Source organism: Caulobacter sp. UC70_42 (genome assembly GCF_044056025.1).
In the GTDB taxonomy this organism is placed as follows: Bacteria; Pseudomonadota; Alphaproteobacteria; order Caulobacterales; family Caulobacteraceae; genus Caulobacter.
In genome coordinates this window covers 67,243-93,119 of the sequence record NZ_CP171994.1, presented here as the reverse complement: position 1 = coordinate 93,119, position 25,877 = coordinate 67,243, and the positions used below count along the sequence as shown (strand labels likewise).

29 protein-coding genes and 1 pseudogene are annotated in these 25,877 nt (G+C 68.7%); 18 read left to right on the top strand and 12 right to left on the bottom strand.

All coding sequences use genetic code 11. From position 1 onward, the window contains the following. Positions 1 to 6 precede the first annotated feature (6 nt). The 6 genes from ACHMW8_RS00650 to ACHMW8_RS00625 form a co-directional block, all read right to left on the bottom strand. A complete protein-coding gene (locus ACHMW8_RS00650; RefSeq protein WP_395444495.1) occupies positions 7 to 639 on the bottom strand; it encodes a hypothetical protein in 633 nt (210 codons plus the stop codon). After that, positions 546 to 860, bottom strand: a complete 315-nt coding sequence (locus ACHMW8_RS00645; RefSeq protein ID WP_395445858.1) for an HNH endonuclease — start codon at positions 858 to 860, stop codon at positions 546 to 548. The genes ACHMW8_RS00650 and ACHMW8_RS00645 overlap by 94 nt, the downstream gene beginning before the upstream one ends. Before the next feature lie 55 nt (positions 861 to 915). Further along, entirely contained in the window at positions 916 to 1,086 is a 171-nt protein-coding gene (locus ACHMW8_RS00640; RefSeq protein ID WP_395444494.1) for a hypothetical protein, read from the bottom strand. A 28-nt stretch (positions 1,087 to 1,114) separates the two neighbouring features. After that, positions 1,115 to 1,294 (bottom strand): hypothetical protein, encoded by a 180-nt coding sequence (locus tag ACHMW8_RS00635; protein WP_395444493.1) that lies wholly within the window; start codon positions 1,292 to 1,294, stop codon positions 1,115 to 1,117. A gap of 125 nt (positions 1,295 to 1,419) precedes the next feature. Next, complete coding sequence (locus tag ACHMW8_RS00630; RefSeq protein ID WP_201723079.1) at positions 1,420 to 1,794, bottom strand: hypothetical protein; 375 nt, start codon at positions 1,792 to 1,794, stop codon at positions 1,420 to 1,422. Between the two features lie 74 nt (positions 1,795 to 1,868). Continuing rightward, positions 1,869 to 2,678 (bottom strand): hypothetical protein, encoded by an 810-nt coding sequence (locus ACHMW8_RS00625; protein ID WP_099538422.1) that lies wholly within the window; start codon positions 2,676 to 2,678, stop codon positions 1,869 to 1,871. Between the two features lie 98 nt (positions 2,679 to 2,776). On the opposite strand from ACHMW8_RS00625, the gene ACHMW8_RS00620 reads away from it, so the two are divergent. The 3 genes from ACHMW8_RS00620 to ACHMW8_RS00610 all read left to right on the top strand — a co-directional run bounded on the left by ACHMW8_RS00620 (position 2,777) and on the right by ACHMW8_RS00610 (position 6,440). Next, the gene (locus ACHMW8_RS00620; protein ID WP_137803669.1) at positions 2,777 to 3,013 is read left to right on the top strand and encodes a hypothetical protein; all 237 of its coding nucleotides are present in this window, start codon (positions 2,777 to 2,779) and stop codon (positions 3,011 to 3,013) included. A 254-nt stretch (positions 3,014 to 3,267) separates the two neighbouring features. Then, positions 3,268 to 4,254, top strand: a complete 987-nt coding sequence (locus ACHMW8_RS00615; protein ID WP_099538424.1) for an ArdC family protein — start codon at positions 3,268 to 3,270, stop codon at positions 4,252 to 4,254. A 137-nt stretch (positions 4,255 to 4,391) separates the two neighbouring features. Beyond that, positions 4,392 to 6,440: a ParB/RepB/Spo0J family partition protein gene (locus tag ACHMW8_RS00610; RefSeq protein ID WP_395444492.1), complete on the top strand. Its 2,049-nt coding sequence runs from the start codon at positions 4,392 to 4,394 to the stop codon at positions 6,438 to 6,440. Here the strand turns inward: ACHMW8_RS00610 and ACHMW8_RS00605 are convergent. After that, the gene (locus tag ACHMW8_RS00605; protein ID WP_099538426.1) at positions 6,437 to 6,676 is read right to left on the bottom strand and encodes a hypothetical protein; all 240 of its coding nucleotides are present in this window, start codon (positions 6,674 to 6,676) and stop codon (positions 6,437 to 6,439) included. The two genes, ACHMW8_RS00610 and ACHMW8_RS00605, sit on opposite strands and share 4 nt — an antisense overlap. A gap of 298 nt (positions 6,677 to 6,974) precedes the next feature. Here ACHMW8_RS00605 and ACHMW8_RS00600 point away from each other — a divergent pair, with 298 nt between their 5' ends. From ACHMW8_RS00600 to ACHMW8_RS00585, 4 genes are all read left to right on the top strand, one after another. Beyond that, positions 6,975 to 7,301 (top strand): DUF736 family protein, encoded by a 327-nt coding sequence (locus ACHMW8_RS00600; protein WP_099538427.1) that lies wholly within the window; start codon positions 6,975 to 6,977, stop codon positions 7,299 to 7,301. Positions 7,302 to 7,482: 181 nt separating this feature from the next. Beyond that, positions 7,483 to 7,734, top strand: a complete 252-nt coding sequence (locus ACHMW8_RS00595) for a helix-turn-helix domain-containing protein (RefSeq protein ID WP_201723080.1) — start codon at positions 7,483 to 7,485, stop codon at positions 7,732 to 7,734. Then, positions 7,727 to 8,248, top strand: coding sequence for a S26 family signal peptidase (locus ACHMW8_RS00590; RefSeq protein WP_099538428.1), 522 nt, complete (start codon positions 7,727 to 7,729; stop codon positions 8,246 to 8,248). The genes ACHMW8_RS00595 and ACHMW8_RS00590 overlap by 8 nt, the downstream gene beginning before the upstream one ends. Then, positions 8,236 to 8,835, top strand: a complete 600-nt coding sequence (locus ACHMW8_RS00585) for a lytic transglycosylase domain-containing protein (RefSeq protein ID WP_099538429.1) — start codon at positions 8,236 to 8,238, stop codon at positions 8,833 to 8,835. The genes ACHMW8_RS00590 and ACHMW8_RS00585 overlap by 13 nt, the downstream gene beginning before the upstream one ends. A 63-nt stretch (positions 8,836 to 8,898) precedes the next feature. On the opposite strand, the gene tnpC is transcribed toward ACHMW8_RS00585, so the two are convergent. From tnpC to tnpA, 3 genes are all read right to left on the bottom strand, one after another. Next, positions 8,899 to 10,425 carry an IS66 family transposase gene (gene tnpC, locus ACHMW8_RS00580; protein ID WP_062095310.1) on the bottom strand — a complete coding sequence of 509 codons (1,527 nt, stop codon included), beginning with the start codon at positions 10,423 to 10,425 and terminating at the stop codon, positions 8,899 to 8,901. A 72-nt stretch (positions 10,426 to 10,497) separates the two neighbouring features. Beyond that, positions 10,498 to 10,851 (bottom strand): IS66 family insertion sequence element accessory protein TnpB, encoded by a 354-nt coding sequence (gene tnpB, locus ACHMW8_RS00575; protein WP_062095312.1) that lies wholly within the window; start codon positions 10,849 to 10,851, stop codon positions 10,498 to 10,500. Beyond that, entirely contained in the window at positions 10,848 to 11,714 is an 867-nt protein-coding gene (gene tnpA / locus ACHMW8_RS00570; RefSeq protein ID WP_062095314.1) for an IS66 family insertion sequence element accessory protein TnpA, read from the bottom strand. The genes tnpB and tnpA overlap by 4 nt, the downstream gene beginning before the upstream one ends. Before the next feature lie 302 nt (positions 11,715 to 12,016). Here tnpA and rlxS point away from each other — a divergent pair, with 302 nt between their 5' ends. The 3 genes from rlxS to ACHMW8_RS00555 all read left to right on the top strand — a co-directional run bounded on the left by rlxS (position 12,017) and on the right by ACHMW8_RS00555 (position 16,692). Beyond that, complete coding sequence (gene rlxS / locus ACHMW8_RS00565; RefSeq protein ID WP_062093397.1) at positions 12,017 to 14,008, top strand: relaxase/mobilization nuclease RlxS; 1,992 nt, start codon at positions 12,017 to 12,019, stop codon at positions 14,006 to 14,008. 378 nt (positions 14,009 to 14,386) lie between these two features. Further along, a complete protein-coding gene (locus tag ACHMW8_RS00560) occupies positions 14,387 to 15,331 on the top strand; it encodes a hypothetical protein (RefSeq protein WP_395444491.1) in 945 nt (314 codons plus the stop codon). Between the two features lie 230 nt (positions 15,332 to 15,561). Further along, positions 15,562 to 16,692, top strand: coding sequence for a reverse transcriptase family protein (locus ACHMW8_RS00555; protein WP_291843199.1), 1,131 nt, complete (start codon positions 15,562 to 15,564; stop codon positions 16,690 to 16,692). A gap of 44 nt (positions 16,693 to 16,736) precedes the next feature. Here the strand turns inward: ACHMW8_RS00555 and ACHMW8_RS00550 are convergent, their stop codons facing one another. Beyond that, positions 16,737 to 17,768, bottom strand: a complete 1,032-nt coding sequence (locus tag ACHMW8_RS00550; protein ID WP_062093394.1) for a nucleotidyl transferase AbiEii/AbiGii toxin family protein — start codon at positions 17,766 to 17,768, stop codon at positions 16,737 to 16,739. Further along, positions 17,761 to 18,132, bottom strand: coding sequence for a DUF6088 family protein (locus ACHMW8_RS00545; protein ID WP_395444490.1), 372 nt, complete (start codon positions 18,130 to 18,132; stop codon positions 17,761 to 17,763). Before ACHMW8_RS00545 ends, ACHMW8_RS00550 begins: the two co-directional genes overlap by 8 nt. Between ACHMW8_RS00545 and ACHMW8_RS00540 the strand changes: the two genes are divergently transcribed. From ACHMW8_RS00540 to ACHMW8_RS00505, 8 genes and pseudogenes are all read left to right on the top strand, one after another. After that, on the top strand, positions 18,110 to 18,472 hold the full coding sequence (locus ACHMW8_RS00540; protein ID WP_395444489.1) for a hypothetical protein: 363 nt from the start codon (positions 18,110 to 18,112) through the stop codon (positions 18,470 to 18,472). The two genes, ACHMW8_RS00545 and ACHMW8_RS00540, sit on opposite strands and share 23 nt — an antisense overlap. 96 nt (positions 18,473 to 18,568) lie before the next feature. After that, positions 18,569 to 20,608 (top strand): conjugal transfer protein TraG, encoded by a 2,040-nt coding sequence (locus tag ACHMW8_RS00535; protein ID WP_062093392.1) that lies wholly within the window; start codon positions 18,569 to 18,571, stop codon positions 20,606 to 20,608. Positions 20,609 to 20,618: 10 nt separating this feature from the next. Continuing rightward, complete coding sequence (locus ACHMW8_RS00530; protein ID WP_082749283.1) at positions 20,619 to 21,017, top strand: CopG family transcriptional regulator; 399 nt, start codon at positions 20,619 to 20,621, stop codon at positions 21,015 to 21,017. Between the two features lie 38 nt (positions 21,018 to 21,055). Beyond that, positions 21,056 to 22,018, top strand: a complete 963-nt coding sequence (trbB, locus tag ACHMW8_RS00525) for a P-type conjugative transfer ATPase TrbB (RefSeq protein ID WP_062093398.1) — start codon at positions 21,056 to 21,058, stop codon at positions 22,016 to 22,018. After that, positions 22,018 to 22,366, top strand: a pseudogene (locus ACHMW8_RS00520) (TrbC/VirB2 family protein). The gene trbB and the pseudogene ACHMW8_RS00520 overlap by 1 nt, the downstream one beginning before the upstream one ends. Next, positions 22,363 to 22,647 carry a VirB3 family type IV secretion system protein gene (locus tag ACHMW8_RS00515; protein ID WP_062093390.1) on the top strand — a complete coding sequence of 95 codons (285 nt, stop codon included), beginning with the start codon at positions 22,363 to 22,365 and terminating at the stop codon, positions 22,645 to 22,647. Before ACHMW8_RS00520 ends, ACHMW8_RS00515 begins: the two are co-directional and overlap by 4 nt. Beyond that, the gene (gene trbE, locus ACHMW8_RS00510; protein WP_137803607.1) at positions 22,641 to 25,082 is read left to right on the top strand and encodes a conjugal transfer protein TrbE; all 2,442 of its coding nucleotides are present in this window, start codon (positions 22,641 to 22,643) and stop codon (positions 25,080 to 25,082) included. The genes ACHMW8_RS00515 and trbE overlap by 7 nt, the downstream gene beginning before the upstream one ends. Before the next feature lie 372 nt (positions 25,083 to 25,454). Further along, positions 25,455 to 25,850, top strand: a complete 396-nt coding sequence (locus ACHMW8_RS00505; protein ID WP_395444488.1) for a hypothetical protein — start codon at positions 25,455 to 25,457, stop codon at positions 25,848 to 25,850. The last annotated feature ends 27 nt before the right edge of the window (positions 25,851 to 25,877 follow it).

Genomic DNA, 25,877 nt, shown 5'->3' with positions numbered 1-25,877 from the left:
CCGCTTCTAGTCGCGTTCGGCGCCGTCACGGAAGTCGGCCTCGTCGTCGTTCGTCCATCCCCGCCGCTGGGGGTATTTCCCGTCGGGATAGAGCGGGCTGCGTCCGGCGTTGTCCTTCATCCAGGTCCGGTAACCCTCGACCGAGGGCGTCACCAGATTGATCGTGTGTTCGACGCCGAACAGGCAGATCACCGCGTAGCCCTCGCCGCTGGGCGTCAGCAAGAAGTCGGTCTCGTAGATCGTCTGCTGCGGGTCGCCCGAGGCTGGCAGGGTCGTGGCCTCCTCGTCATAGATGCGTCGACTCAGGACGGGCCAGGTCGGGCCCTGGCCGAAACGCGCATAGGCGCGGATCGGGTCGAACTGCGGGTGGTCGATGCCGAATTCCTCCCAGCCTGGAACATGGCAGACCCGCAGGGCGATCAGCTCCAGGGCGATCTTGGCGATCAACCTGGAAAACAACCGCTGATCCAGGCGTGGGGGCTCTTCATGGATAAAGAGCCCACCGAGGCCATTGCTCAGGGCGGCCGAGACCATGGGCGCAGCGCTCATCTCGGTGACGGCCAGCACCACCTCGCCGGCGTTGATGCGAAAGGCGGCCAGGTCCGCGTCGATGTCCTCGAAGCGGCCGAGCACCGGCATGAGGCGCCCCGCTTGGTGGGCACGCCCTGCCTGGCGCGCAGCTGCCGCAGCGAGCCGGTCTTGAGCAAGGGGCCTTCGACCTTCACGGCGAAGTAGTTGTTGCAGCCGTCGCAGACGACGCCGGCCGGCAGCACGAAGCTGCGATTGCCCAAGGCCTCGGGAATGGCGTGCTCGACGCTGCGCGATCGCGAGGAGTCGGCCTTGCAGAACAGGCAGCGCATGGACACTTGATCTCCGATCCCATCTTAGCGGCGGGTGTCCCACCGAGGCGGCGGCTCAGCCGCTCCGGCGGATCTTGTTCAGGACGAAGGTGGCTAGGATCACGACGCCGAACCAGACCCATACGGCGTCGGGCGGGAATTTCATCGCCATCAGCACGAAGGCGCCGCCGAACATCAGCACGATGGCCAGGAGGCCAAAGCCCAGGCCGAACGCTAAGTCGCCCACGACCGAGCGGCCGACCGGTTCGATCGAGTCAGGACCTGCGCCGCGCGGGACGGACCTCGACGTCGGCGGGGTCCAGTCCCAGCTTGGCGGCCTTGCGACGCTGGTAGCGCAGGGAGCCGCGCGAACGTGGGCCCTGGCCGGCGTCGGCCAGCGCAGCCTGCACGAAGAGCCAGGCTATGACGGCCAGGATCATCACCACGATGGCCATCGTCCAGGACTCCTATCGCGTCGTCACGATCATCAACGCCACGCGGGGCAGCCGGCCGGAGCCATCTCGCCGACGAAACCCTGACGCCCGGGTGATGGCTTTCATGGCCAAGGCCGGACGCCTGCTTATTTGCGTTTCGGCGCGCTCGGCTTGGCTGCTGGCGGTTTCGGCGCCGGCTTGGCCGCGGCCGGCTTTGCCGCCGGCTTCGGCGCGGGCTTGGCCGGGGCCGGCGGTTTGGCGGGCTTGGCTTTTGGGGCGGCCTGGGCCAGCGCCGAGGCCGCCGCCGTCTTCTCGGCGGCCGTCGACTTCGGATTCGACAGGACCTTGCTGGCCTTCTTGGCGGCGGCGGGGCTCGTGGTTTCGTTGGCGGCCGACGATTTGGGGCCGGCGCGCTGGGTCAGGGCCGCGCCGGCCGCGCTTTTTTCCGCGGACGTCGACTTCGGATCCGAAAGCACCTTGGCCGCGTCGCTGGCGGCTTTCTTGCCGGTCTTCTTAGTCATGGAGCGCCCTTTTCCGGGAGGTTAACCACGACTAGCGCGCAAGTCGAGATGCGCGGCCGTGGGGCGCCTTCAGGCTATCGTGGCGGTTGGCGCTCGGCTTTGTAATCGAAGTGGCTGGAGATGCTGCGCACCAGCGGGGTCTTGTGGAACGCCCATTTGGGATGATCGTCGAGCACCTGGACGAAGATGTCGCCCAGCAGGCCGCCGTCGAACGCCTCGAACGCGCAGGCCAGGCTGATGTCGAGCACCTCGGCGAACTGCGCGTTGGCCTTGTTGAGATCGCCCACGCCCTCGAAGCCGACATACTGGCCGCGCTCGAACCGTCGAAGGTCGACCCCGACGCCGCCGGTCGAGGCGTGGACCCGCGTCGACAGTTTCTTGTAGAGATTGGTGACCTTGTGGACCAGGCCGGCCGCCTCTTCGGCGGCGATCAGCCGAGGCCGCAGGCCGTCCACGATGTCACGGAAGCGCGCGGCGCCGAGGTCGTCGAGGAAGTCGAGCTTTCGTTCGACCTCGCCTTCGGGCTCGACGCTGTCGCACCACCAGGCCTTGATGCTGGCTTCCAGCAGGAAGCGCATTTCGCGGTGGGCCGGGTTCAGCAGGCCTTCGCGAATGTGGGCCATGGTGGCCACGGCCGATTCAATCAGCAGATCGGCGATTCGGATGCTGAGCCTGGCCGCTTCGAAGGTCGGTGATCGGGTCGACATCAGGCTGATGGCGTTGAGCGCCAGCCCATAGTCGCCGACCAGGGTTTCGGTCCTGCGGCAGGCGTTCAGGAACGGCTGCGACTGGCGCAGCGCCGCGTGGGCGTCCATCGCGGCCTGCCGCGTTTGCACGATCTCGGCCAGATGTTGGGCGAGCGGATCGTCGGAGGGCTCAGTCATGAGGGCTTCTTCTCCTCGGCGGCAGGTGATCAAGAGGGCGAGGGCCTATTGTTCGGCAGTTGATGACCATACAGGCAGCGAATATTCTGGGTCATGCGATGGACACCTACACCTTCGTTTGCTTGGCCGATAACCAGGTCGCCACGGCGGTCGACGTTCAGGCGCTCTCACCCGATGCCTATGTCGCTCACGCGTGGGGTTTGCTTCGCGAGCATGCCAGCGCCGTATCGGTGGAAGTCTGGCGGGACGACGCGGTGCTGGCGGTGATCGAACGCGACGGGGCTCGCATGCTCTCGAGCACGATCTCGTCGGACGAGCACGCGCCAGAAGCCTGAACAGTGTCCGATACGGCCATCGCGCTGCGCGCGATGACTTTCCTGGTTTTCCTTTCCCCTGAAACGGGGGTGGGCGGCGCGCCCTTCTAGGCCCGCCTTGGTCGGCGGCAAGCCGGCCAGGGCCGGCTCCTCCACTGCGTTTCGGCCCTTCGGGTGCCGCCGTCCGGCGACGGGCCTCTTCGGCCGCTCTTCGCCGCCCACCCCCCTTTCCGGCGAAAGGATGCGGGGTTTTCGGGCGGGGAAGGAGCCCGCTCATGCGCCCGACCGGTCAAGGCCGCAAGTCCGCCGCCAAGGCCTCGCCCTCCCGGCGGGAGCCGTCCCGACAAGCTGAAGCCAGCCTCTATGACGAGGTCACCCACCGGATCATCGACCAGCTGGAGGCCGGGCGCCTGCCCTGGGTCCAGCCGTGGGGAACGGCCGGGCGCGCGGCCCTGTCCCTGCCGCGCAACGGGATCACCGGGCGGCGCTATTCGGGCGTCAACATCCTCCTGCTGTGGGGCGCGGTCATCGAGCACGGCTATCCGTCCCAGGGCTGGCTGACCTTCAAGCAGGCCCTGGCCGCCGGGGGCTGTGTGCGGCGCGGTGAACGCGGCACGAGCGTGGTCTATGCCGACCGCTTCACGCCCAAGGCCGAGCAGGAACGCGCCGCGCGTGACGGCGACGAGCCCGGCAAGGTCGCTTTCCTCAAGCGGTTCACCGTCTTCAATCTCGCCCAATGCGAAGGCTTGTCGGGCGTCGATCCCGAACCCGCGCCGCTGCCCGAGCGCCAAGCCGTCCCCCACGCCGAGGCGCTGATCGCCGCCACCGGCGCGGACTTCCGCGTCGGCGGGCCGCGCGCCTTCTATGATCCTCTGTTCGACTACGTGCAGGTCCCGCCGCAACCGGCCTTCACCGACCAGATCAACTACTACCGCACCGCCTTCCACGAGCTGTCGCACTGGACCGGCCACGGCTCGCGGCTGGACCGCGACCAGTCGGGACACCGGGGCGGCAAGGCCTATGCGCGCGAGGAGCTGGTCGCCGAAATGGGCGCGGCCTTCGTCTGCGCCACCCTCGGCATCGTCCCCACCGTCCGCCATGCCGACTACATCGGCGCGTGGCTTGAAGTCCTGCGCGAGGACAACCGCGCCATCTTCCGCGCCGCCTCCCAGGCCTCCAAGGCCGCCGACTTCCTGCTGGCCTTCCAGACCGCGCCGTCGCCCGAGCCTAGCGCGGCGGCGCAATGCGCCATGGCCGCCTGATCCCGCCTTCCGCGCGCCGGGATCAAGCCCGGCGCCGGTCGACCGCGCCAATCCCGGCGCATCCCCGGCCCCGCCCGCAGCCTGGACAGCAACACGGACGGGGCCGGTTCCACCCCTGAGAAACAGGAGCAACCGTCATGAAACTCGCTTTCGCCGACCCCCGCAACATGACCGTCTCGCCGCTCAACATGAACTACGGGCGGCCTGATCCGGACATCGCCGACATCGCCCCGTCGATCCGTCAGCGCGGGGTTCTCCTGACCATGCTGGTGCAGGAAAAGACCCAGGACGGGGCCGTCGTCCCCGGTCACTTCGAGATCGTCGCCGGGCGGCGGCGGTGGTTCGCGGCCATGGCCGCCATCGCCCAGGGCGTCGAGATCGATCCGGTGCCCATCGGCATCCTGGCGCCCGGCGACGACGCCGCCGCCATCGAGGCCTCGCTGATCGAAAACCTCGCGCGCCTCCCGGCCGACGAGGTCACCTGCTGGGAGACCTTCGCCAAGCTGATCCGCAAGGGCCGCGCGCCCGAACAGATCGCCGCCACCTTCCACATGACCGACGCGGTGGTCCGGCGCACCCTGGCGCTGGGCAACCTCTTGCCGCGCATCCGGGGCCTCTATCGCCGCGAGGCCATCGACGTGGCCACCGTCCGCTCCCTGACCCTGGCCACCAAGAGCCAGCAGAAGGAGTGGCTGGCCATGCTGGACGATCCCGAGCGCCGCGCCCCGACCGGCGCCCAGCTCAAGACCTGGCTGTTCGGCGGCGCCTCGATCCCGGCCAAGAACGCCCTGTTCCGCCTCGACGACTACCCCGGCCAGATCATCGCCGACCTGTTCGGCGACGACAGCTATTTCACCGATCCCAACCTCTTCTGGACCTGCCAGAACCAGGCCCTGGCGGCCAAGCGCGAGGCCCTGTTGGCCGACGGCTGGAACGCGGTGGAGGTGCTGGAGACCGGTCGTTCGTTCGAGTCCTGGAAGCACGAACGGGTCTCCAAGGCCAAGGGCGGCAAGGTCTTCCTGGCCATCAGTTCGCGCGGCGAGGTGACGACGCATGAAGGCTGGCTGAGCGCCAAGGAGGCCCGGCGCGCCGAAGCCGCCGCCGCGAAGGCCGCGCGCGGCGAGGGCGATGGCGACGGTCCGAAGACCGACCGCGCCGAAGTCACCAGCGCCCAGCAGACCTATATCGACCTGCACCGCCATGCCGCCGTGCGCGCGGTCCTGGCCGACCATGCGGGCGTGGCCTTGCGGCTGCTGGTGGCCCACGCCGTGGCCGGGTCGGCGCTGTGGCGCGTCGAGGCCGATCCTCGGCGGGCGGGCCATGAGGCGGTGTCGGCCAGCGTTGAGGCCAGCCCGGCCGAGGCGCGGTTTCGAGCCAAGCAGGCGGGCGCCGCCGCCCTACTCGGCGTCGAAGCCGATGGCGATCTGGTCGGACGGAAAGGCGACGGCGGCGCGGCGGGCGTCTTCGCCAAGCTCCTGTCCTTGCCCGACGCCGACGTCCTGGCGGTCGCCGCCGTGGTCATGGGCGAAGCGCTGGCCGCCGGGAGCGCCGAGGTCGAGGCGGCGGGCCTGCACATGAAGGTCGACATGGCCGCGTTCTGGAGCCCGGACGCGGCCTTCTTCGAGCTGATCCGCGACCGCGAGGCGGTCAACGCCATGCTCAAGGAGGTCGGCGGCAAGAAGGTCGCCGACGGCAATCTGGCCGAGAAGGTCAAGACCCAGAAGGCCATCCTGCGCGACTTCCTCGAACGGGACGAACGACCGTCCCAAGGTCGCGCGCTGGACGCCGCGCTGGCTGACCTTCCCGGCTGGCGCCTACACCAAGCGGCGCTTCGCCACCGCCGAGCGGAGCAAGGCGGTCGCGCCCCTGCTGCGTCGGGTCAAGGTCCCCGGCGCGGGCGAGGTCCCGGCCCCGGCCGTGGTCCTGGTCAGCGATCCCAACCCGGCCATCCTCGCGGCCGAATGAGCCGGCGGGGCGGGCGGCGGCTCGCCCCGATCCCTCCAGACCTTGAGCCCCGCGTCCGGCGACGCGGGGTTTTTCCTATGACGTTGGGCGGGCGATGGCCCCCGCGCTTGGCGGCGCGAAGGCGGGGCCGGTCAGGCCTCGAAGGTTCCAGATCAGGGCGAAGACGTCGTCGCCGTCCTGGCCGGCGGCGTGGCCGAAGCCCGACCTTGGAGGCGGGCTAGCCGATGTCGGGATGGGCCAGGGTCAGACCGACATAACCCTGGCCCTTGACCCGGCCGCCGCCGCGCCAGCCGGCGCCGATCTCGATCCCGCAAGCCCGTCCCGTGCGCGGCGATAGACGGGCGAGGACTTGTCGCGGCCGGGCGATCTCGATGGCGGCCAGGCCGTGAGGGTGACAGCGCCGGCCCTTGAAGGCGCCGGCTTCCCGCGCGGGCGGCGTGGCCGAGCGGGCGATCATGGCGGGGGGCCTTGCAGCAAACCGCCGGACACGAACCCACGACGATGGCTTGGACCCTATGGGCGTCCCGTCCCGCCTCGAACCGTCGCGCCGAACTTTTTTCCCCGCCGCGCCCAAGACAAGAGGGCGCGGCTCCTCGCGCCCGCTTCGCTGCAAAAAAGCCCGTCGCTCGGGTCCTGCGCTGCGCTGCGGCCCTCCGGACCTCAAGGGTCCTGCGGGTCAAGGCGGGCCGGGCCGCCCATGACGGGCGCCTGTCGCCGGGGATCGGCCCCGGCGGATCGCTGAAAGGACCCCCGCCATGACCGCCACCCTCGGCCACGTCACCCGCTCGGAAACCGGCGCTTTCAAGGGCCAGCTCCGCACGCTCAACATCCGCGCCGACATCGAGATCGTGCCCGTCCGCGACAAGCCCTCGCCCGCCTATCCCGACTACCGGGTCGTGGCGTCCGGGATCGAGATCGGCGCCGGCTGGAACAACGTCGGTCAGGTCAAGGGCCAGGAATATGTCGGCCTGACCCTGGCCCATCCCGACATCGGCCCGCGCACCTACAAGGTCAAACTCGGTCGCGCGGCCGGCCAGGACGACGACGACGTCTTCGCCCTGATCTGGAACCCCGAGGACTGACCGGCCCCGCCCTCGCGCCGCCAGGCGCGGGGGCCACCGCCCGCCCCAGGAGAGGGGGAACGAATTTCAAAGGCGCGTTTGCGTACGTCCCGCCCGCGCGCTGGGCGCGGTCTGCTCGCCCCAGCGCGGCCCAACCCCATCCCGCCACCGCCGCGCCCCAACAGGAAAAGGGAGCGCGGCGATGATGGACGAAGACGACGCGATCAACCGGGCCGCCCGCGCGCGCAAGGGCAGCCCGTTCCTCAACACCGCCCAGGCCGCGCACTATATCGGGCTGGCCGAACGCACGCTGGAGACCATGCGCGGCCAGGGCCAAGGCCCGGCCTTCCGGCGCCACGGGCGGTTCATCCGCTACCACATCGACGACCTGGACGCCTGGTCGCGGCGCAACGGTTCGCGCCGCGACGCCGAGCGCGAGGACCGCCATGTTTAGCCGCTGGCTCACCCCGCGCGGCCAGGTCCTGGCCGGTCTTTCCGCCGGCGCGCTGGTCGCCCTGGCCGCGCCGCTGGTCTTCGATCCCGCCCCGCGCCTGGTCTGGAACGCCAGCGCCAGCGCGCCCGTCGGTCTCTGGCGGATCAGGCCGGGCGCGCCGGTCCGCGTCGGCGATCACGTGCTGGCCGAGCCGCCGCCCGCCGCGCGGCGCCTGGCCGCCCAGCGCCGCTATCTCCCCGCCAATGTGCCGATGATCAAGGCCGTGGCCGCCGTCTCGGGCGACGAGGTCTGCGCGGTCGGGACCTCGATCACGGTCAACGGCCGGCCCTTCGCCATGCGCCGCGCGGCCGACCGCCGGGGGCGTAAGCTGCCGTGGTGGTCGGGGTGCCAGCGGCTGTCGGGCGGTGCGGTCTTGCTGCTCAATCCCGCGCCGGACTCGTTCGACGGGCGCTATTTCGGGCCGGTGGGCAAGGGCGCGGTCATCGGCCGGGCGACCCCGCTATGGCTGCCCTGATCGTCCTGGCGGCGGTCGTCGCGGCAAGCCCGGCGACGCCCGAACGTATCGAACAATGGCGTCCCTGGATCGCCGAAGCGGCCCAGCGTTTCGACATTCCACAGGCCTGGATCGTGGCGGTGATACGCGCCGAAAGCGGCGGGCGAACCCACCTCGACGGCGTGCCGATCACCTCGCGGGCCGGGGCGATGGGGCTCATGCAGCTGATGCCCGGGACCTATCGGGAGCTGGCCAGGGTCCACGGTCTGGGGCCTGATCCTTACGATCCGCGCGACAACATCCTGGCGGGCGCGGCCTATCTTTCGGCCATGCGCGCGCGGTTCGGCTACCCCGGTCTGCTGGCCGCCTACAACGCCGGACCGGCCCGCTACGCCGCCCACCTGGAGACCGGCGCGCCGCTTCCGGCCGAGACCCGCCGCTACATCGAAACCCTCGCCCAGATCCCCGGCGAGACGGCCTTGCCGCCCGCCGTGCTGTCGGGGACGCGATTGTTCTTCCTGCTGCAAGCGGCTGGACCGGACGCCACGCCCGCGCCGTCGGCCGGGCTGTTTGTCCCCCGGTCGGCGCGGGGCCGGGAGACGCCGTGATGGCGGTCGGGTTGCAGGGACGGGAGGGGGAAGGAAGGTAAGCGTCCGGCCGCTGCACGTCGGTCAGGTGTTGACGTGATTTCCGCTCTTCCAGGCCCAGGGCAGCAGCTCGTCGAGGCGGTTGACGGGGTGGCCGTCGACCATGCGCTCGAGCACATCGCGCAGGTAGGCGAAGGGCTCGACGCCGTTCATCTTGGCGGTCTCGATCAGCGATCCGACCACGGCCCAGCGGTCGCCGCCGCCGTCCGAGCCGGCGAACAGGTGGTTCTTGCGGCCCAGGGCGATAGGCCGGATCGCGCGCTCGACGGGGTTGTTGTCGAGGTCGATGCGGCCATCGGTGAGGAACAGGCTGAGGGCGTCCCAGCGGCCCAGGGCGTAGCGAATGGCCTCGGCCAGGGCGCCGCGCGGCGGCACGCGGGTGAGCTGACGTTCGAACCAGGCGTGCAGGGCATCGACCAACGGACGGGAAGACTCCTGACGCGCCGCCCGTCGCAGCGCCGCCGACTGGCCGCGCACCTGGGCTTCGATGGCGTAGAGCTCGCCGATCCGGCGCAACGCCTCGACGGCCACGGGCGCCTTGGTGGACTCGGCGATCTCATAGAACTTGCGCCGAGTGTGCGCCCAACAGGCCGCCAGCTTGACGTCCCCGGACGCCGTCAGCGGTTCGAAGCCGGCATAGCCATCGACCTGGAGAACGCCCTTGAACCGGCCCAGATGGGCGGCCGGGCGCTCGCCCTTTCGGTCCGGCGCATAGACATAGACCGTGCCCGGCGGCTCGGGTCCGCCCCAGGGTCGATCATCACGGGTGTAGGCCCAGAGGCGCCCGGTTTTGGTCCGGCCCCGGCCAGGATCCAGCACCGGGATCGGCGTATCGTCGGCGAACAGATGGCCGCTGGCGAACAGGTTTTCGGCCAGCCTGTCGTGCAGGGCTTGCAGCCACCAACAGGCTCCGCCGACCCAGCCGGCCAGTGTCGAGCGTTCCAGATCCACGCCATGCCGAGCAAAGATCTTGGACTGCCGATAGAGCGGGGTGTGGTCGCAGTATTTGCTGACCAGCACCTGGGCCAGCAACGCTGGCGTGGCCAGGCCGCCGTCGATCGGTCGCTCCGGCGCCGGCGCCTGGACCACCGTGGCGCAGGCCCGGCAGGCATACTTGGGGCGCACGATCCGGATCACCCGCATCTGCGCGGGGACCCAGTCCAGCATCTCGCTGACGCTCTCGCCGATGCTGTGCAGCGCGCCACCGCAGGCGCAGACCGGGCTGGCGATATCGATCAACCGGTCTTCGCGCGGCAGGTGGTCGGGGAGCGATTTGCGCTTGGGCTGAGCCCTCGCGGGCGCCGGCAGGATGTCGGGCCGGCGCGCTTCGGCGGCGGCCAGATCGGTCTCGACATCCTCCAGGGCCAGCGCCAGTTGATCGGCGTCCAGGCGCTCGGACCGGCGGCCAAACTGGGCGCGCTGGAGCTGCTTGATGATGGCTTTGAGCCGCTCGATCTCGCCGTCCCGCTCACCGACGAAGCCAGCCATTTCGCGCACCAACTGATGCAGCAAGGCCGTGTCGGTAGGCAGGTTTTCGAGATCCAGCCGCATGCCCGATTCTACTATTTTCGGAGTCCGCGACCAAGCACTTTCCCCTTATTTGACAGGGGTTTTGGCGTGGTTTCAGCCGGCGATGGCGGGCCTCCAGGTGCGCTCTGGGAACCGCCAGTCGATGCCTTCGATCAGCATGGCCAGTTGTGCGGGCGTGAGCACGACGCAGCCGCCTGGCGTGGTGATATGGGGCCAGATGAAGCGCCCGCGTTGCAGTCGCTTGGTGAACAGGCACAGCCCCGTTCCGTCCCAGTAGAGCAGCTTGATGGTGTCGGCCTTTCGTCCCCGGAAGGCGAACAAGTGGCCCGAGAACGGGTCTTCCTTCAGCAGGTCTTGCACCAGCATCGACAGGCCGTCGAAGCCCTTGCGCATATCGGTTTGACCCAGCGCCAGATGCACCTTCACGCCGGAGGGGATGATCATCATCGCGCCGCCTCCCGCTGGGCCACGTACCGTCGGACCTCGTCCGGATCGCTCCCGGGCGGCGCGAAGACCCGGCGTCCGTCGCCAAGATCGACCGCCACCGCGCCTTCGGGAATGGGCAAGGGGATGCCCGCCGTGGGCGCCTGGCCCGCTGCCTTGAGGCCTTCGCCAACCAGGCGAACGCGAGCCAGCCGGGCGCGCTGGTCCTGGCCAAGGCCCATCTGGGCGCGCCACCGGAACACCATGCTGGTGACCACGCCGTGCTTCCTGGCCACCGCGCTGACCGTGGCGCCGGGCGCCTGTGTCTCGGCGACGATGGCGCGCCTTTGCTCGTCGTTGAACGTCCGGCGGCTACTCCGACCATCACCGTCGCGGACGGTCCTGGTCGCGCCCGTCAAGCCGGATTCCGGCGTCCGGGCCTTAGCACTAGTGCTTCGTCTGGGGCCCACATACGGGCGGGCGCTGGGATGAACGAGCTCTCGCCAATCGATCCCAAGGGGGTCTTCGTCCAGGCGTTGACGCCACTGACGCAGCGACGACGGTGTCAGTCGATGGGCGCTGGCGTACTCTGCGGCGCTCAGTCCGCTCCACAGTTGGGCCTCGACGTGCATGGCCCAGAACGCCTGCACGGCCCTGTTGCGGACCTCGCTGGCGGAGCGTCGCGGCGGAGGCTTTCGCTTGCTCGAAGGCTTGTGCTGCAAGGCGTCGGCGTCACCGATCTTCTTCAGCCAACTGCTGAAGACGCCGGGTTTGAGCTGGTGCTCGCCGCAGTACGCCGCGCGCGACAGACCGCTCAGCCGCCAGGCCTCGATGTGGACCGCCCAGTAGGTCCGCAGTCCTCGGTTTTGGTAGCGCTTCGACGCCACGGCCGACCTCCCTCGATCATCAGGAGCCCGACATGGTTCGTCTCATGGAAGGAGAACAAGAGTGCAACAACCGAACGCAAACGAAGGAAGCGCGGGTAAGGCAAGATAAAGCACCGGTGCCATCCCTGCGGTCCTGTCGCCTCAAGGCCTTGTCTGCACATCGTTTTCTTAGATTGCGGCATGGCGCCATGCAGACGGAGTTGGCGCCATGCAAGACCTAAGCGCCTGACGTGAAACGACAATTCATAGCGCCAATTTCGGTGATCGGCGCGATCGGTCATAGGACTGGCGGGAGAGTTGCCATGGTCCAGAACGACGATTTCGAGCCACGCCTGGGCAAGCCTCGGGCGCTGGGCTCCAGGCAGGGCAAGAGCTACCTGTCGCGGGTGCTGCGCTCGGCCATGCTGGCCAGCGGCGGGGTCTTCGGCAAGGCGCCGCGCAAGCTCAAGTTCACCGGCGCGCGGATCGGCAAGGGCGCGGGCGTCGCCCGGGTGCTGTCCTCACGCGACCGGTTCGCCGCCTACCGCGCCCGCCGGGTGATCGTGAAGTTCTCGATTCCGAAGCTTGCCGGCAAGGGCCTGGACGCGGCCCGCGCCCACATGCGCTATGTCCAGCGCGACGGCGTCACCCGCGAGGGCGCGCCCGGCCAGCTCTATGACGCCGCCTCCGACAAGGCCGACGGCCGCGCCTTCATCGACCGGGCCGAGGCCGGCGGCGACGCCCGGCAATTTCGGTTCATCGTCTCGCCCGAGGACGGTGCCGAGTACGAGGACCTCAAGCCCCTGACCCGCCGCCTGATGGCGCGGATGGAAGCCGACCTCGACACCAAGCTCGATTGGGTGGCCGTCGATCACCACAACACCGGCCACCCCCACACCCACATCATCGTGCGCGGTCGCGATGACCAGGGCCGCGAGCTGGTCATCGCCAAGGACTACCTGACCCAGGGCTTGCGCGAGCGCGCCGCCGAGCTGGTGTCGCTGGACCTGGGACCGCGCGCCGACCACGAGATCGAAGGGCGGTTGCGGCGCGAGGTCGATCAGGAGCGACTGACGAGCCTGGACCGCGGCCTGCTGCGCGACGTCGACGAAGCGGGCCTGTTCTCGCCGCGCCATGTCGATCCGCTGCTCTATTCCGTCCGGGCCGGGCGGCTGCAGACCCTCGCGCGCCTGGGCTTGGCGCAGGAGCGCGCGCCGACCCGCTGGCGCCTGGCCGACGGTCTGGAAGACACCCTGCGCCGCATGGGTGAGCGCGGCGACATCCAGAAGACGCTGTACCGTTCGCTGGAGGCGGGCGGCGTCGCGCGCGCCCCGGCCGATCAGGTCATCTACCAGCCAGGGGGGCCGGGTGCCCGACCATTGGTCGGCCGCCTGGTCGCGCGCGGCCTGTCGGACGAGTTGAAGGATCGCCATTATCTGGTCGTCGACGGCGTCGATGGTCGCGCCCACTATGTCGAGATCGGCCGGGGCCTGGCGGTCGAGCCGATCCCGGAGGGCGCGGTGGTGGCGATCGCGCCGCGTCCGGTCGAGCCCCGGGCCGTCGATCATACCGTGGCCAGGATCGCCGCCGTCAACGACGGGCGCTACAGCCTCGACCTGCACCTGGCCACCGATCCGACCGCCTCGGCCGCCTTCGCGCAGACCCATGTCCGAAGGCTCGAGGCCCTACGTCGGGGACGCGCCGGGGTCGAGCGCCAGGACGACGGGACCTGGATCATCGCCGCCGACCACGTCGAGCGGGCCGGCGCCTACGAGAAGAAGCAGGCCCAGGACGCGCCCGTCGTGGTCCGCACCCTGTCGGCCCAGCGGCTCGACCAGCAGGTCGGCGCGGTCGGCGCCACCTGGCTTGATCGCGAACTGATCGCCGAGGCGCCCGAACCGCTGCGCGACGCCGGGTTCGGGCGCGACGTGCGCCAGGCGTTGGCCCAGCGTCGCCAATGGTTGATCGAGCAGGGCCTGGCCCAGCAGGAGCAGGACCGGGTGATCTATCGCGCCGGCCTCCTGACGCGTCTGCAACGGCGCGACCTGATCGCGGCGGCCGAAGGCCTGGCCCGCGAGACCGGGCTGGCCTTCTCCGAGGCGCGGCCGGGGCAGCGGGTCGAGGGCGTCTATCGGCGCGCGGTCGACCTGGCCAGCGGACGCTTTGCGATGATCGAGCGCAGCCGCGACTTCACGCTCGTGCCGTGGCGTCCAGCGCTGGACGGCCAGGAGGGCCGCGCCGTGTCCGGCGTGCTGCGCGAGGCCGGCGTCAGCTGGACCATTGGACGCGGGCGGGGCGGCCCCGCAATCGACTAGGCGGTGGGTTGCGTCCCGCAACTCAACCGGGCACTTTCAGCAAAGCTCGATCTCGCGCGTCGAGGCGATGCGTGTGCTCCATCCAAAGTTTAGCGCCATGACCTTCCTGTCAGGCATATCCCGATCGGCCGAATGGCTCCTGCAATTCGACGAGTCCGACCGGGAAGCCGCAGCCTCTCTCATCGACGAGATCCTGCTGGTCAGTGGAGAGGCGTTTCAGCGCGGAATGCGGCGGCTGCTGGACGAGGTCGTCGCGTCTAGGCCATCGGCGGGATGGAAAGATCGCCCTCTATGCCGAGCGACCGGTCAAAAAGGTGTTCGGCAAGATTCCCCGCGTTCTTTCCTGACTCGCGTCACGGCAAGGCGACGGGCCCCGGCGTGCAGCCCGTTCGAGCCGATCCTCGCGATCAGGAGATCGGCAGCGAGGGCGTGGTCGCCCAGCTGATTACCGACTACTGCCGACAGAACCCCGAGGTGGCGCTGTCCCATCCCGGCCCGGATAAACTGAGGGCCGATCGCGTCGGCCATATCGTGATTGTCACCGACTTCATCGGATCGGGCAAACGCGTCCACGACATGTTGGAGGCGTTCCGGTACGTGGCGACCTTGCGCAGCTGGCGGTCGGGCGGGCGCCTGAAGTTCACGGTCGTGGCCTATTCGGCTTTGACCGAAGGCCTCTACATCCTCGAGAACCAGAAGTTGAAGCCTCAGGTCCGCCTGGCCGTCGGATGTCCGACCTTGTTTGGCGGGTTCGGCCGATCGGCTTCGGTCAAGATGGTCGATCTGTGCCGCCGCTATCCGCCCAGGCGAAACAACCCGTTCGGCTTCCGAGGCGGCGGGGCCCTGATCGCCTTCGCCCACGGCTGTCCGAACAACGCGCCCGCCATGCTCTGGAGCCGGGCCGACGGCTGGAGACCACTGTTTCATGGCCGCAGCACGGCCGCGACGGTGGAAGCCTTTCCTGTTAGCGAGACCCAGGCGTTGGACGAGCGGGCCCAACGTCTGCTCGGGGTGCGCAGCGCCCAGGAAGCCCTCTCGGCGCCGACCACGAAATTGTGGGTCTCGACGATGATGGTGCTAGCCGCCTGCGAGGACGGCGCCAGAGATGCCAAGGCGGTTTCGGGGCGCTCGAGTCTGGGCGTTGCCGAGACGGAGTCGATACTGCGCTTCGCGCAGGTCGCGCGATGGCTGACCGACAAGCTCACCATGACGCCGCTGGGGCGAAAGGAGCTTGCGCGCCTGCGTCGGCGAGGTCGGCGGCGACCGGTGCTTCCCAGCAAGGACAGTCCCTTCTACTATCCCAGTCAGCTGAGGGTTCCTTGAGGGCAATTAGGAATGCGCCGCGAAAGCGGCGATGGGCTTCTTCGCGGAAGCCTAGGGCGTCGGATTCTCGGCGCTCGTCTCGCGTAGCTCTCTTTTCATGCTGCGCAATACTGCAAGCCTTTCCTGGCGGTGTCTTGGGTGCGCCTTGCAGTATTACCCACCGGAGTGGGTCGAAGTAAGTGTCGTCCTGGAACCCTCAGCACTATCGTTTCGATGGCGAGCGCCAGGGCGTGCCCGGCGCGGTGATCGACTCCGCGCTCGCGATCATGGAGCGGATCCGGCGCGTCGATCCGCGGATGACGCCCGTCTTCACCCTGCGCCACCTCAGCGAAATGACGGGCACGCGCTACGGCCTGTTGCGCAGCGTCGTCGCGCGTCGGACGCACCCCTACAAGGTCTTCACCTTGAAGAAGGCGATCCCCGGACGCACACGCGTTCGCCTGATCTGCACGCCCAATCGGGAGCTTAAGACGACGCAGGACTGGATCGTCCGCAACATCCTCCAACACACCCGCGCCCATCCTGCGAGCTACGCCTACCACCCCGGTTCGCGACCTGAGTTCGCCGCGAGGATGCATTGCGGCTGTGATTTCCTCCTTAAGGTCGATATCGAAGACTTCTTCACCCGGGTGACAGAAGGTAAGATCTGCGAGGTCTTTGAAGGTCTTGGCTATCCGGACCTGATCGCCTTCGAGTTGGCCAGACTGACAACTGTCGTGGCGTCCGGCGGCAAGAGCCCCAGCGTTGACCCGGCCGTGCGCTGGCCAACTATCAAGGCCTATCAGCACGCTGCGGAAGGTTTCCTACCTCAAGGCGCACCGACCAGTCCGATGCTCTCCAATCTGGTCATGCGCCATCTGGACGATCGGTTCGCGGCGATGGCCGCTGCGGCGAACATGAAATACACGCGCTATGCCGACGACCTGGCGTTCTCGGCCCGAAAGCCGCACACGCGCGCCACGGTGGCGGCCTTCAAGCGCAAGGTTCTGCGCGAACTGTCGGAGGCCGGCTATAGGCCGAACCTGCGCAAGACGGCCATCCGCGGACCAGGCGCGCGCCGGATCGTCCTTGGCATGCTGGTCGACGGACCCGAGCCCCGGCTGTCGCGCGAATTCAAGGATGATCTGCGCCAGCATCTGCACTACCTGGCCAGCGAGGATTTTGGTCCATCGCGACATGCGGAACGGCAAAAGCTCTCCGTGTCGACCCTCTATCATAGGGTCCGCGGCCTGATCGGCTGGGCGATGCGGGTGGAGCCGAAGTTTGGGGCCAAGTGTCTGGCGCAGTTCGAGGCCGTGGCTTGGCCGCCGATCGACATTCGATCGCCGATCAACGCCATCGACTGGGACGAGTTGGCTTAGGCCAGGCGGTCGTGATCCACGAGAGCTTTCTGTCGATTGGCAGCCTACGGCGTGGCGCTGGATCTGGCCGCGTTGGCCTTGTCCTGCAGGCTCTGGCATCGCGCCATCAGCGCGTCGAAGGGCTCGGCGACGCCGTCCAGATAGCCGGCCTCGATCATGGCTTGGTAGTCGGCTTCGAGCACGGCGCGAGCCTCGCCCTCCGGGACCAACCGCAGGCCGCCTGCAACGGCCGCCCCGTAGTCGATGACTTCCCCGGCAGGATCGGCTTCGATGAAGAACTTGGACTTGTGGTCAGCCACGGCCTTGGCCAACTCCGGATCCGCGATGGCGACATCGGCGACGCCGGCCAGATCCAGCCGCGCTAGGTCGTAGCAGTGTCGGGCAAAGCCCGCCCCGCCCTTGAAGCGGCCTTGAACGCAGAAGACGTGAACCGCCGTGGCCTTCTCCCAGAAGGTTCGTTCGGCGGTCATCACGCAGGGCGTGGCCGCAGGAAACTCCAGCTCTTCGAAGGCCTTAGCCAGATAGCAGTCGACCGGACGCGGTGAGGCGGGCTGCCCGGTGGCGCGGGCGCCAAATTCCAGCTTCACTCGGGGGCGCACATAGCCGGGGTAGTCGGCCGCGGTCTCGTAAACCACGAGCAGGTCCTGACCGTCCTGTTCGACGTGAGCGGGAAGGCCGTCAGCCGCCAGGCGTTCGGCAAGGTATGGTGCGACCGTATCGCGGATGAAGCGTGGCAAGAGACGTTCGCGCACGCGTCGCGAAACGCTCTTGGCCTCTTCAGGCGTCAATTGGGCCGGGTCGCCAAAGCGTGGGTCGCCCGTCAGCTTGCCGATGTCGTAGGTCAGGTCGACGTCTTCGGAAAACCGGTCGATGATATCGTAGGCCTTGGATAGCGACGTGCCGCCCTTGAACACCAGGCCGTCGGCGAACGGCGCGGCGAAGAGCGCCTCGAGTGTCCAGACGACCCAGACATCCTTTTCGAGCAGATAGGACGCACGTTCGAGGCCACGCCCGGGCGCGGCCTCGAGCACCTCGCGACGATCATCCCGGGAGAGGTTCAGGAACCGGTCAGCCACGCGCCAGGCTCGAAACTTCCTGAGCCAGCCATGTGGGCAGACGACCTCGCAGGTTCAGGAGGGTCTGCACGGTCTCGGCCGGTAGTCGGCGCTTGAGAGCCTTGAGCGTTTCGGCGGCGCGTTCAGGGCCAGCCCAGGCGAGTGCACGGACGGCGTCGCCGGCCGGCTGGCCGGGCAACAGCAACTCCCAGTCCCGGGCGTGGCGAAGTTCGAGCTGTTGGCCCCCGATCTTCAGTCCCCGGCTTTTGCCCGAAGTGAGATAGATCGCCTTCATCGGTGTCTGGGTGGTCAGGCCCAGGGCGTTGGCGGCCGCCGCGCCATGGCTTGCGATGACCTCGCCGGTGGTGCTGGAAATCGCCTGCACCACCGTGGCGGCGGAGGGCGTGCGGGGGGCCGTATTTACCCTGCCGAGGACGAAGGTAGAGGCCCCGACCGATGCGGCTCAGCGCGCCCGAACGCGACAGACGCACGAGCGCCTGATCGACGGCGGCGCGCGATCCCAGATGCAGCAACTCCTTGGCGCGAAGCGTCGTCCCTTCGGGCGCGGCTTCGGCGTGGGCGAGGATATGATCTGCGAGCGCGGACATGACAGTCTCCTTGTCAGAAAGTATCACATATTTTCTGACAAGCGCAAGACTGGCGCGCCCCGCGAAGATCCGCCCAGACTGAACCCGCCGGACAAGACGGCGCCTAGCGCGTCCTAGCGCGGGCCTAACCGCCATAAGCGATTCCGGGGCGCCGCCTGAGCCTCTCCTGGCCCTGATCCCGCATGCCGCGGCGCAGGGCTCGGGACCCGGCGCATGACGCCCACCAAGCTCCTCATCGGCCAGATTCTCGCGGTCTTCGCGATCATGATGCTGGGCGTCTGGACCGCGACCCAGTGGGCAGCGGCGATGCTCGACTACCAGGTCCAATTGGGCGCGCCCTGGGCGACGCCGTTCGGCCAGCCGCTCTATCGCCCCTGGCAGCTCTTCGACTGGTGGTTCCACTACGAGGCCTATGCGCCGTCGGTCTTCAACAAGGCCGGCCTGCTGGCCGGCGCCAGCGGATTTCTCGGCTGCGCCTGCGCGATCGCCGGCTCGCTGTGGCGGGCGCGTCAGACCGGCCAGGTCACCACCTACGGATCTTCGCGCTGGGCCAGCCGCCGTGAAGTGACGGCCGCCGGATTGTTCCGGTCGAAAGGTGTGTTCCTCGGCCAGTTGGCTGGCCGCTACCTGCGCCATGCCGGCCCCGAGCATGTGATGGCCTTCGCCCCGACCCGATCGGGCAAGGGCGTGGGCCTGGTCGTCCCGACCCTGCTGTCGTGGACCGGCAGCGCCGTCGTCCACGACATCAAGGGTGAGAACTGGACCCTGACCGCCGGCTGGCGCTCGACGTTCTCGCACTGCCTGCTGTTCAACCCGACCGACGCGCGGTCGGCTCGCTACAATCCGCTGCTGGAGGTCCGCAAAGGACCCGACGAAGTCCGCGACGTTCAGAATATCGCCGACGTGCTCGTCGACCCGGAAGGCGCTTTGGAGCGCCGGTCGCATTGGGAAAAAACCAGCCACAGCCTGCTGGTCGGGGCCATCCTTCACGTCCTCTACGCCGAAGAGGAAAAGACCCTCGCTCGGGTCGCCACCTTCCTCTCCGATCCTCAGCGCTCGTTCGCCCACACCCTGCGGCGGATGATGGCCACCAACCATCTGGGCACGCCGGACGCGCCCAAGGTTCACCCCGTCGTCGCCAGCGCGGCGCGCGAGGTCCTCAATAAGTCCGAGAACGAGCGCAGCGGGGTCCTCTCCACGGCGATGTCGTTCCTGGGCCTCTATCGCGATCCGACCGTCGCCCTGACCACCAGCGCCTGCGACTGGCGGATCGCCGACCTCGTCGACGCCCCAGTCCCGGTGACCCTCTACCTGGTCATCCCGCCATCTGACATCTCCCGGACCAAACCGCTGGTGCGGCTGGTGCTCAACCAGATCGGCCGTCGCCTGACCGAGCGCCTCGAAGGCGACCCGGCCAAGAGCCGCAAGCACCAGCTCCTGATGATGCTCGACGAGTTCCCCGCTCTGGGGCGCCTGGACTTCTTCGAGACCGCCTTGGCGTTCATGGCCGGCTACGGCATCCGCGCCTACCTGATCGCCCAGAGCCTGAACCAGATCTCCAAGGCCTATGGCGAGAACAACGCCATTCTGGACAACTGCCACGTCCGGATTGCGTTCTCCTCGAACGACGAGCGCACCGCCAAGCGCATCTCGGACGCTCTGGGTACGGCGACAGAGCTGCGCGCCCAGCGCAACTATGCCGGCCACCGGCTCTCGCCCTGGCTCAGCCATGTCATGGTCAGCCGTCAGGAGACCGCTCGGCCGTTGCTGACGCCCGGCGAGGTCATGCAGCTGCCGCCGGACGACGCGCTGGTCCTGGTCTCGGGTCTGGCGCCGATCCGCGCCAAGAAGCTCCGCTACTACGAGGACGACAATTTCGCGCGCCGTGTCGCCGGGCCTCCGACGCTGGGTGATGGCGGCTATGTCGATCGTCCGCCGCCGCGTGGCGACGATTGGGGCGGACAGGTGCGTGGCCCTCACGCCGAACTGGCCGGCGTGGTCGACGCCGAGGCCCTGCTGGATGAGGAGGGCGGTCTCCAGCAGCAACGCCATCCTGGCCTCTCAGAGGACGCCACGGTCCGGCCGAGCGGCGAGGATGTCGAGCTTGGTCTGGGTTTGGGCGAGGACGACGGCGACGTCGCCGCCGACCGCGCGGCCATGGCCCGCGCCCAAGCCACCGCGCCGCTCGCCCGCGCCCACGCCATGAACGAAGGGGCCGGTCGTGGCGACGACGACCTGCTCCCGTCTTTCTGAGGGGGCGATCGTGAAGCCCCGCCATCACCTCTATCTCGACGACGCGCTGACCGCCGAACTCGATCGGCTGGGAAACAAGCCGGGGACCTCCAAGTCGGCCATCGTCGCCGACGCCCTGCGGGCTTATCTGGGCCGCCGTGCGGCCGGCGAGATCGACGACCTCTTCAAGGTCCGGCTCGACCGGATGAGCCGCCAGCTCGGCCGGATCGAGCGCGACCAGAAGATCCTGCTCGAAAGCCTGGCGCTGTTTGTCCGCTACCAGCTGACCGTCACCGCACCGCTGCCGGAATCCGACAAGGCCGCCCAGGCCGTCGGCCGCGAGCGTTTCGCCCGCTTCGTCGACCAGGTTGGCCGTCAGGTCGCCAGTGGCCGCGCGACCCTGGATCAGACCGGGGAAGCGGCGTCATGAGCGTGGCTGGCATGGAAACCTTGGACCGGCGCGCGGCGATGTTGCGCACGGCGATGGGACCCGACATCGCCGTCGCACTTGCCGATCCGGCGGTGGTCGAGGTGATGGTCAATCCCGACGGGGTTCTGCGCCTCGACCGCCTCGGCGAAGGGCGTGTCGATACGGGCGTCAGCCTGGCGGCGGCCGAAGTCGAGCGGATCATCAGGCTGGTTGCCAGCCATGTCCGCACCGAGGTCCACGCCGGCGCGCCGATCGTCAGCGCCGACCTGCCGCCACGCGGCGAGGCGCTGTCGGGCGAGCGGTTCGAAGGCGTGCTGCCGCCGATCTCGGCGAGCCCCTGCTTTTCGATCCGCAAGCCGGCCAGCCGCATCCACACACTGGACGACTACGTCGAGGCCGGGGTCATGGCGCCGGTGCAAGCAGAGATCCTGCGCCAGGCGATCGACGAGCATCTCAACATCCTGATCGCCGGCGCGACGTCGGCGGGCAAGACCACCCTGGCTAACGCGCTCCTGGCCGAGGTGGCCAGGTCAGACGAGCGGGTCATCCTGCTGCAGGACACCCCGGAGCTGCAATGCGCCGCGCCCGATTGCGTGGCCCTGCGCACCCGACCCGGCGTCGTCAGTCTAACCGACCTGGTGCGCTCGACGCTGCGCTTGCGGCCCGACCGCATCGTCGTTGGTGAGGTGCGCGGCGGCGAGGCCCTGGACCTGCTGAAGGCCTGGAACACCGGCCATCCCGGCGGCCTTTCCACCGTCCACGCCAACTCCGCCCGTTCGGCCCTCTACCGGCTCGAGCAGCTGGTCCAGGAGAGCGTGGTCACCGTGCCGCGACGACTGATCGCCGAGGCGGTCGATCTGGTCGTCTTCATCCGGGGCCGGGGAACCGGCCGCCGCGTCGAAACCCTCGCCCGGGTCACCGGTCTCGATTCTTCCGGCGACTACGTCGTCGTCGATCTCGACCCTCCACAGCTGAAAGCCCTCAGACAGGGAGAACCCTGATGTCGTACGTCGCCAAGGCGCGCGCGGTCGCCGACCCGCGCCCGCTCCACCTCACAGCCCTGACTTCGATCCTGATCCTGCTCTGGTCCGCCCAGGCCCAGGCCGCCGGTTCGGGCATGCCCTGGGAAGAGCCGCTGCAGCAGGTGCTGGAGTCGGTCGAAGGGCCCGTCGCCAAGATCGTCGCGGTCCTTGTGATCATCACCACCGGCCTGGCCTTGGCCTTCGGCGAGACCAGCGGTGGCTTTCGCAAGCTGATCCAGATCGTCTTCGGCCTGTCGATCGCCTTCGCCGCCTCCAGCTTCTTCCTGACCTTCTTTTTCGTTCGGCGGAGGCGCGTTGATCGCATGAGCGGGCCAGCCATCCCTTCCAGCGGTGATGTCGAGGGTTTCGAAGTCCCGCTCCACCGCTCGCTGACCGCGCCGATCCTCCTGGGCGGCGCGCCCCGGTCCATCGCCATCCTCAACGGCACGCTCGCCGCGGCGCTGGGCTTGGGCTTGCAGCAGTGGATCGCGGGTCTGGTGATCTGGCTCGTCGGCCACAGCCTTGCGGTGTTCGCCGCCAAGCGCGACCCCGCCTTCGCCGCCGTCGTCACACGCCATCTGCGTCAGAAGGGGTGGCTGGCATGCTGAACCTGCGCGAGTACAGGAGCCGCGCCGACCGGCTGGCCGACCATCTGCCCTGGGCGGCTTTGGTCGCGCCGGGCGTGGTCCTGAACAAGGACGGCGGCTTCCAGCGGACTTTGAGCTTCCGCGGTCCGGATCTGGAAAGCACCACGGACGCGGGCCTGGTCTCGGTCTGCGCCCGCGCCAACAACGTCCTGCGCCGGCTCGGATCGGGCTGGGCGCTGTTCTTCGACGCCGAGCGCGTCCCGGCCCTGGGCTATCCGGACGGGGCCTTCCCCGACGCGGCCTCCTGGCTGGTCGACGAAGAACGGAGGGCCGACTTCGATGGTCAGAAGGGCGAGCACTTCGAGAGCCTCTGCCACCTGACGCTCTACTTCCTGCCGCCGGTCGATCAAGTGAGCCGCGCCGAGCGGGCCTTGATCGCTCGTGATGGGCCCGCCCACGGCCGCGACTGGCGCCAGGAACTGGCGGCCTTCGTCGCCACCACAGACCGCATCCTCGACCTGCTGGCCGGCTTCATGCCGCAGGTCCGCGCGCTCGATGACGGCCAGACCCTGACCTACCTGCACGCGACGATCTCGGCGCGCCGCCACCCCGTCGCCGTCCCCGAGATCCCGATGTATCTCGATGGCCTGCTGGTCGACACGCCGCTCACCGGCGGCATCGAGCCGCGCCTGGGCGACCAGCATCTGCGCACCCTCACTGTGCTGGGTTTTCCCAATGCGACGCGCCCTGGGATCCTCGACGCCCTCAATCACCAGGCGTTCAGCTATCGCTGGACGACCCGGTTCATCTGCCTGGACAAGGCCGACGCCACCAAGGCGCTGGCCCGCATCCGCAGGCAGTGGTTCAACAAGCGCAAGTCGGTCGTGCAGATCCTGCGCGAGGTGATCAGCAACGAGCCGGTCCCCCTGACCGACAGCGACGCCGACAACAAGCTCGCGGACGCCGATCTGGCGCTCCAGACCTTGGGCGGCGATCACGTCAGCTTCGGCTATCTGACCACCACCATCACCGTCTCGGACAGCGATGCCTTGGCGGCCGACGAGAAGGTCCGGCTGGTCGAGCGCATCGTCAACGGCCTGGGGTTCACCTGCATCCGTGAGCAGGTCAACGCCGTCGAGGCCTGGCTTGGCTCATTGCCGGGTCAGGTCTACGCCAACGTTCGCCAGCCGCTGGTCCATAGCCTCAACTTGGCGCACCTGATGCCGCTATCCTCGGTCTGGGCGGGCCAGGAAGCCAACCGGCATCTCGCCGGACCGCCGACCTTCCACGCCCTGACCAGTGGCGCGACGCCTTTCCGCTTCTCGACCCATGTCGACGATGTCGGCCATATGCTCCTGGTCGGCCCCACCGGCGCGGGCAAGTCGGTGGCCTTGGCCTTCCTGGCCCTGCAGTTTCGCCGCTATCCCGGCGCCCAGGTCTATGTTTTCGACAAGCGGTTCTCGGCGCGAGCTGTCACCCTGGCGATGGGCGGCAGGCACTACGGTCTGGCCAGCGACAGCGGCCTGGCGTTCCAGCCCTTGCGTGACATCGACCGTCCCGGCGCGCGGGCCTGGGCCAGCGAATGGCTGGCGGACCTGTTGGCCAACGAGCGCGTCCCGGTCACCCCAGAAATCAAGGACGCGCTGTGGTCGGCGCTGGTCAGCCTTTCGGGCGCGCCGCCAGCCGAACGGACGCTGACCGGGCTTTCGATGCTGCTCCAGTCCAACCCGCTGAAGGCGGCGTTGGCGCCCTACACGCTGGATGGGCCGTTCGGCCGTCTGCTGGACGCGGCCGAGGACGGGTTGTCGGTCGGCGATGTGCTGTGTTTCGAGACCGAAGCGCTGGCCTCGACGCCGTCTGTCGTCGCGCCGGTCCTGACCTATCTCTTCCACCGGCTGGAAGCGCGGTTCGACGGGCGGCCGACCCTACTCGTGCTCGACGAGGCCTGGAAGTTTCTCGACAACCCGCTCTTCGCGGCGCGCATCCGCGAATGGCTGAAGGAACTGCGCAAGCGCAACGTCAGCGTGGTGTTCGCCACCCAGTCGCTATCGGACATCGCCGACAGCACGATCGCCCCGGCAATCATCGACGGCTGCGCCCAGCGCATCTTCCTGGCCAACGACCGCGCCGCCGAGCCGCTATCGCGCAAGGTCTACCAAGGGTTCGGCCTTAACGACCGCCAGATCGAGCTGATCGCCCGGGCCACGCCCAAGCGCCACTATTACCTGCAATCTCGGCTGGGCAACCGACTGTTCGAGCTTGGTCTGGGGCCCGTCGCCATGGCGCTGTGCGGGGCCTCCGATCCGGTGACCCAGGCCCTGATCGACAAGGTCTTGGCGGAACACGGCGAGGCCGGTTTCGCGGCCGCCTTCCTCACCGCCCGCGGTCTCGATTGGGCCGCTCCCCTGGCCGCGAATTTCGCATCCACCCCCATCGAGAAGGACGCCACGCCATGACCCCGCGTCTCAAATCCCTGCGCCTACGCACCTCCCACCACGCGCGTCTGGTTATCGCCAGCCTCGCCGCCGCCTCGCTAGTGCTGGCGCCGTTGCCGGGCCTCGTCACGCCCGCCGCCGCGCAGTTCACCGTGTTCGACCCGACGAACTACGCTCAGAACCTGCTGACGGCCGCCCGGTCGCTGCAGCAGGTCAACAACCAAATCAGCTCGCTGCAGAACGAGCTGACCATGTTGCAGAACATGGCCCGGAACCTGAAGTCGCTCGACTACACGGCCCTGGCGCCGATCAGGGACGCGCTGCAACAGCTCGACGCCCTAATGGCGCAGGCCAAGGGCATGGCCTTCACCCTGGCCTCGACCGAGGCGGTGCTTGCCGACTCCTTATCCGACGACCCTGGATCCCAACGCCACGACCAGCCAACTGCTCGACCGCGCCCGCGCTCAAGCCAGGGCGGCGATGGACGGCTACCGCCAGACCCTGAAGGTGCAGGCCAAGGTCGTCGAGAACGTCCAGGCCGACGCCAGCCTGATCGACCAGCTCGTCCAGCGCAGCCAGGGCGCGGCCGGCGCCCTGGAGGCCCAGCAAGCCGCCAACCAGCTCCAGGCCCTGGCCATCAAGCAGGACCAGCAAATCCAGAGCCTGATGGCCGCTCAGTATCGGGCGCAGGCGCTGGAAAGCGCGCGTCAGGCCCAGGTCCTGGAGGCCGGTAAGCTCGCCGCCCGCCGGTTCATCGGCGAGGCCTCCGCCTATACCCCTCGGCCCTGATCGCCCAGCGACCAGGCAGCGAAAGGC

Excerpts from the sequence above, each read along its gene's own strand:
- ACHMW8_RS00650 (WP_395444495.1), bottom strand. The coding sequence starts at position 639 with ATGCCGGTGCTCGGCCGCTTCGAGGACATCGACGCGGACCTGGCCGCC.
- ACHMW8_RS00645 (WP_395445858.1), bottom strand. The coding sequence starts at position 860 with ATGCGCTGCCTGTTCTGCAAGGCCGACTCCTCGCGATCGCGCAGCGTC.
- ACHMW8_RS00635 (WP_395444493.1), bottom strand. The coding sequence starts at position 1,294 with ATGGCCATCGTGGTGATGATCCTGGCCGTCATAGCCTGGCTCTTCGTG.
- ACHMW8_RS00630 (WP_201723079.1), bottom strand. The coding sequence starts at position 1,794 with ATGACTAAGAAGACCGGCAAGAAAGCCGCCAGCGACGCGGCCAAGGTG.
- ACHMW8_RS00625 (WP_099538422.1), bottom strand. The coding sequence starts at position 2,678 with ATGACTGAGCCCTCCGACGATCCGCTCGCCCAACATCTGGCCGAGATC.
- ACHMW8_RS00620 (WP_137803669.1), top strand. The coding sequence starts at position 2,777 with ATGGACACCTACACCTTCGTTTGCTTGGCCGATAACCAGGTCGCCACG.
- ACHMW8_RS00615 (WP_099538424.1), top strand. The coding sequence starts at position 3,268 with ATGCGCCCGACCGGTCAAGGCCGCAAGTCCGCCGCCAAGGCCTCGCCC.
- ACHMW8_RS00610 (WP_395444492.1), top strand. The coding sequence starts at position 4,392 with ATGAAACTCGCTTTCGCCGACCCCCGCAACATGACCGTCTCGCCGCTC.
- ACHMW8_RS00605 (WP_099538426.1), bottom strand. The coding sequence starts at position 6,676 with ATGATCGCCCGCTCGGCCACGCCGCCCGCGCGGGAAGCCGGCGCCTTC.
- ACHMW8_RS00600 (WP_099538427.1), top strand. The coding sequence starts at position 6,975 with ATGACCGCCACCCTCGGCCACGTCACCCGCTCGGAAACCGGCGCTTTC.
- ACHMW8_RS00595 (WP_201723080.1), top strand. The coding sequence starts at position 7,483 with ATGATGGACGAAGACGACGCGATCAACCGGGCCGCCCGCGCGCGCAAG.
- ACHMW8_RS00590 (WP_099538428.1), top strand. The coding sequence starts at position 7,727 with ATGTTTAGCCGCTGGCTCACCCCGCGCGGCCAGGTCCTGGCCGGTCTT.
- ACHMW8_RS00585 (WP_099538429.1), top strand. The coding sequence starts at position 8,236 with ATGGCTGCCCTGATCGTCCTGGCGGCGGTCGTCGCGGCAAGCCCGGCG.
- tnpC (WP_062095310.1), bottom strand. The coding sequence starts at position 10,425 with ATGCGGCTGGATCTCGAAAACCTGCCTACCGACACGGCCTTGCTGCAT.
- tnpB (WP_062095312.1), bottom strand. The coding sequence starts at position 10,851 with ATGATGATCATCCCCTCCGGCGTGAAGGTGCATCTGGCGCTGGGTCAA.
- rlxS (WP_062093397.1), top strand. The coding sequence starts at position 12,017 with ATGGTCCAGAACGACGATTTCGAGCCACGCCTGGGCAAGCCTCGGGCG.
- ACHMW8_RS00535 (WP_062093392.1), top strand. The coding sequence starts at position 18,569 with ATGACGCCCACCAAGCTCCTCATCGGCCAGATTCTCGCGGTCTTCGCG.
- trbB (WP_062093398.1), top strand. The coding sequence starts at position 21,056 with ATGTTGCGCACGGCGATGGGACCCGACATCGCCGTCGCACTTGCCGAT.
- ACHMW8_RS00515 (WP_062093390.1), top strand. The coding sequence starts at position 22,363 with ATGAGCGGGCCAGCCATCCCTTCCAGCGGTGATGTCGAGGGTTTCGAA.
- trbE (WP_137803607.1), top strand. The coding sequence starts at position 22,641 with ATGCTGAACCTGCGCGAGTACAGGAGCCGCGCCGACCGGCTGGCCGAC.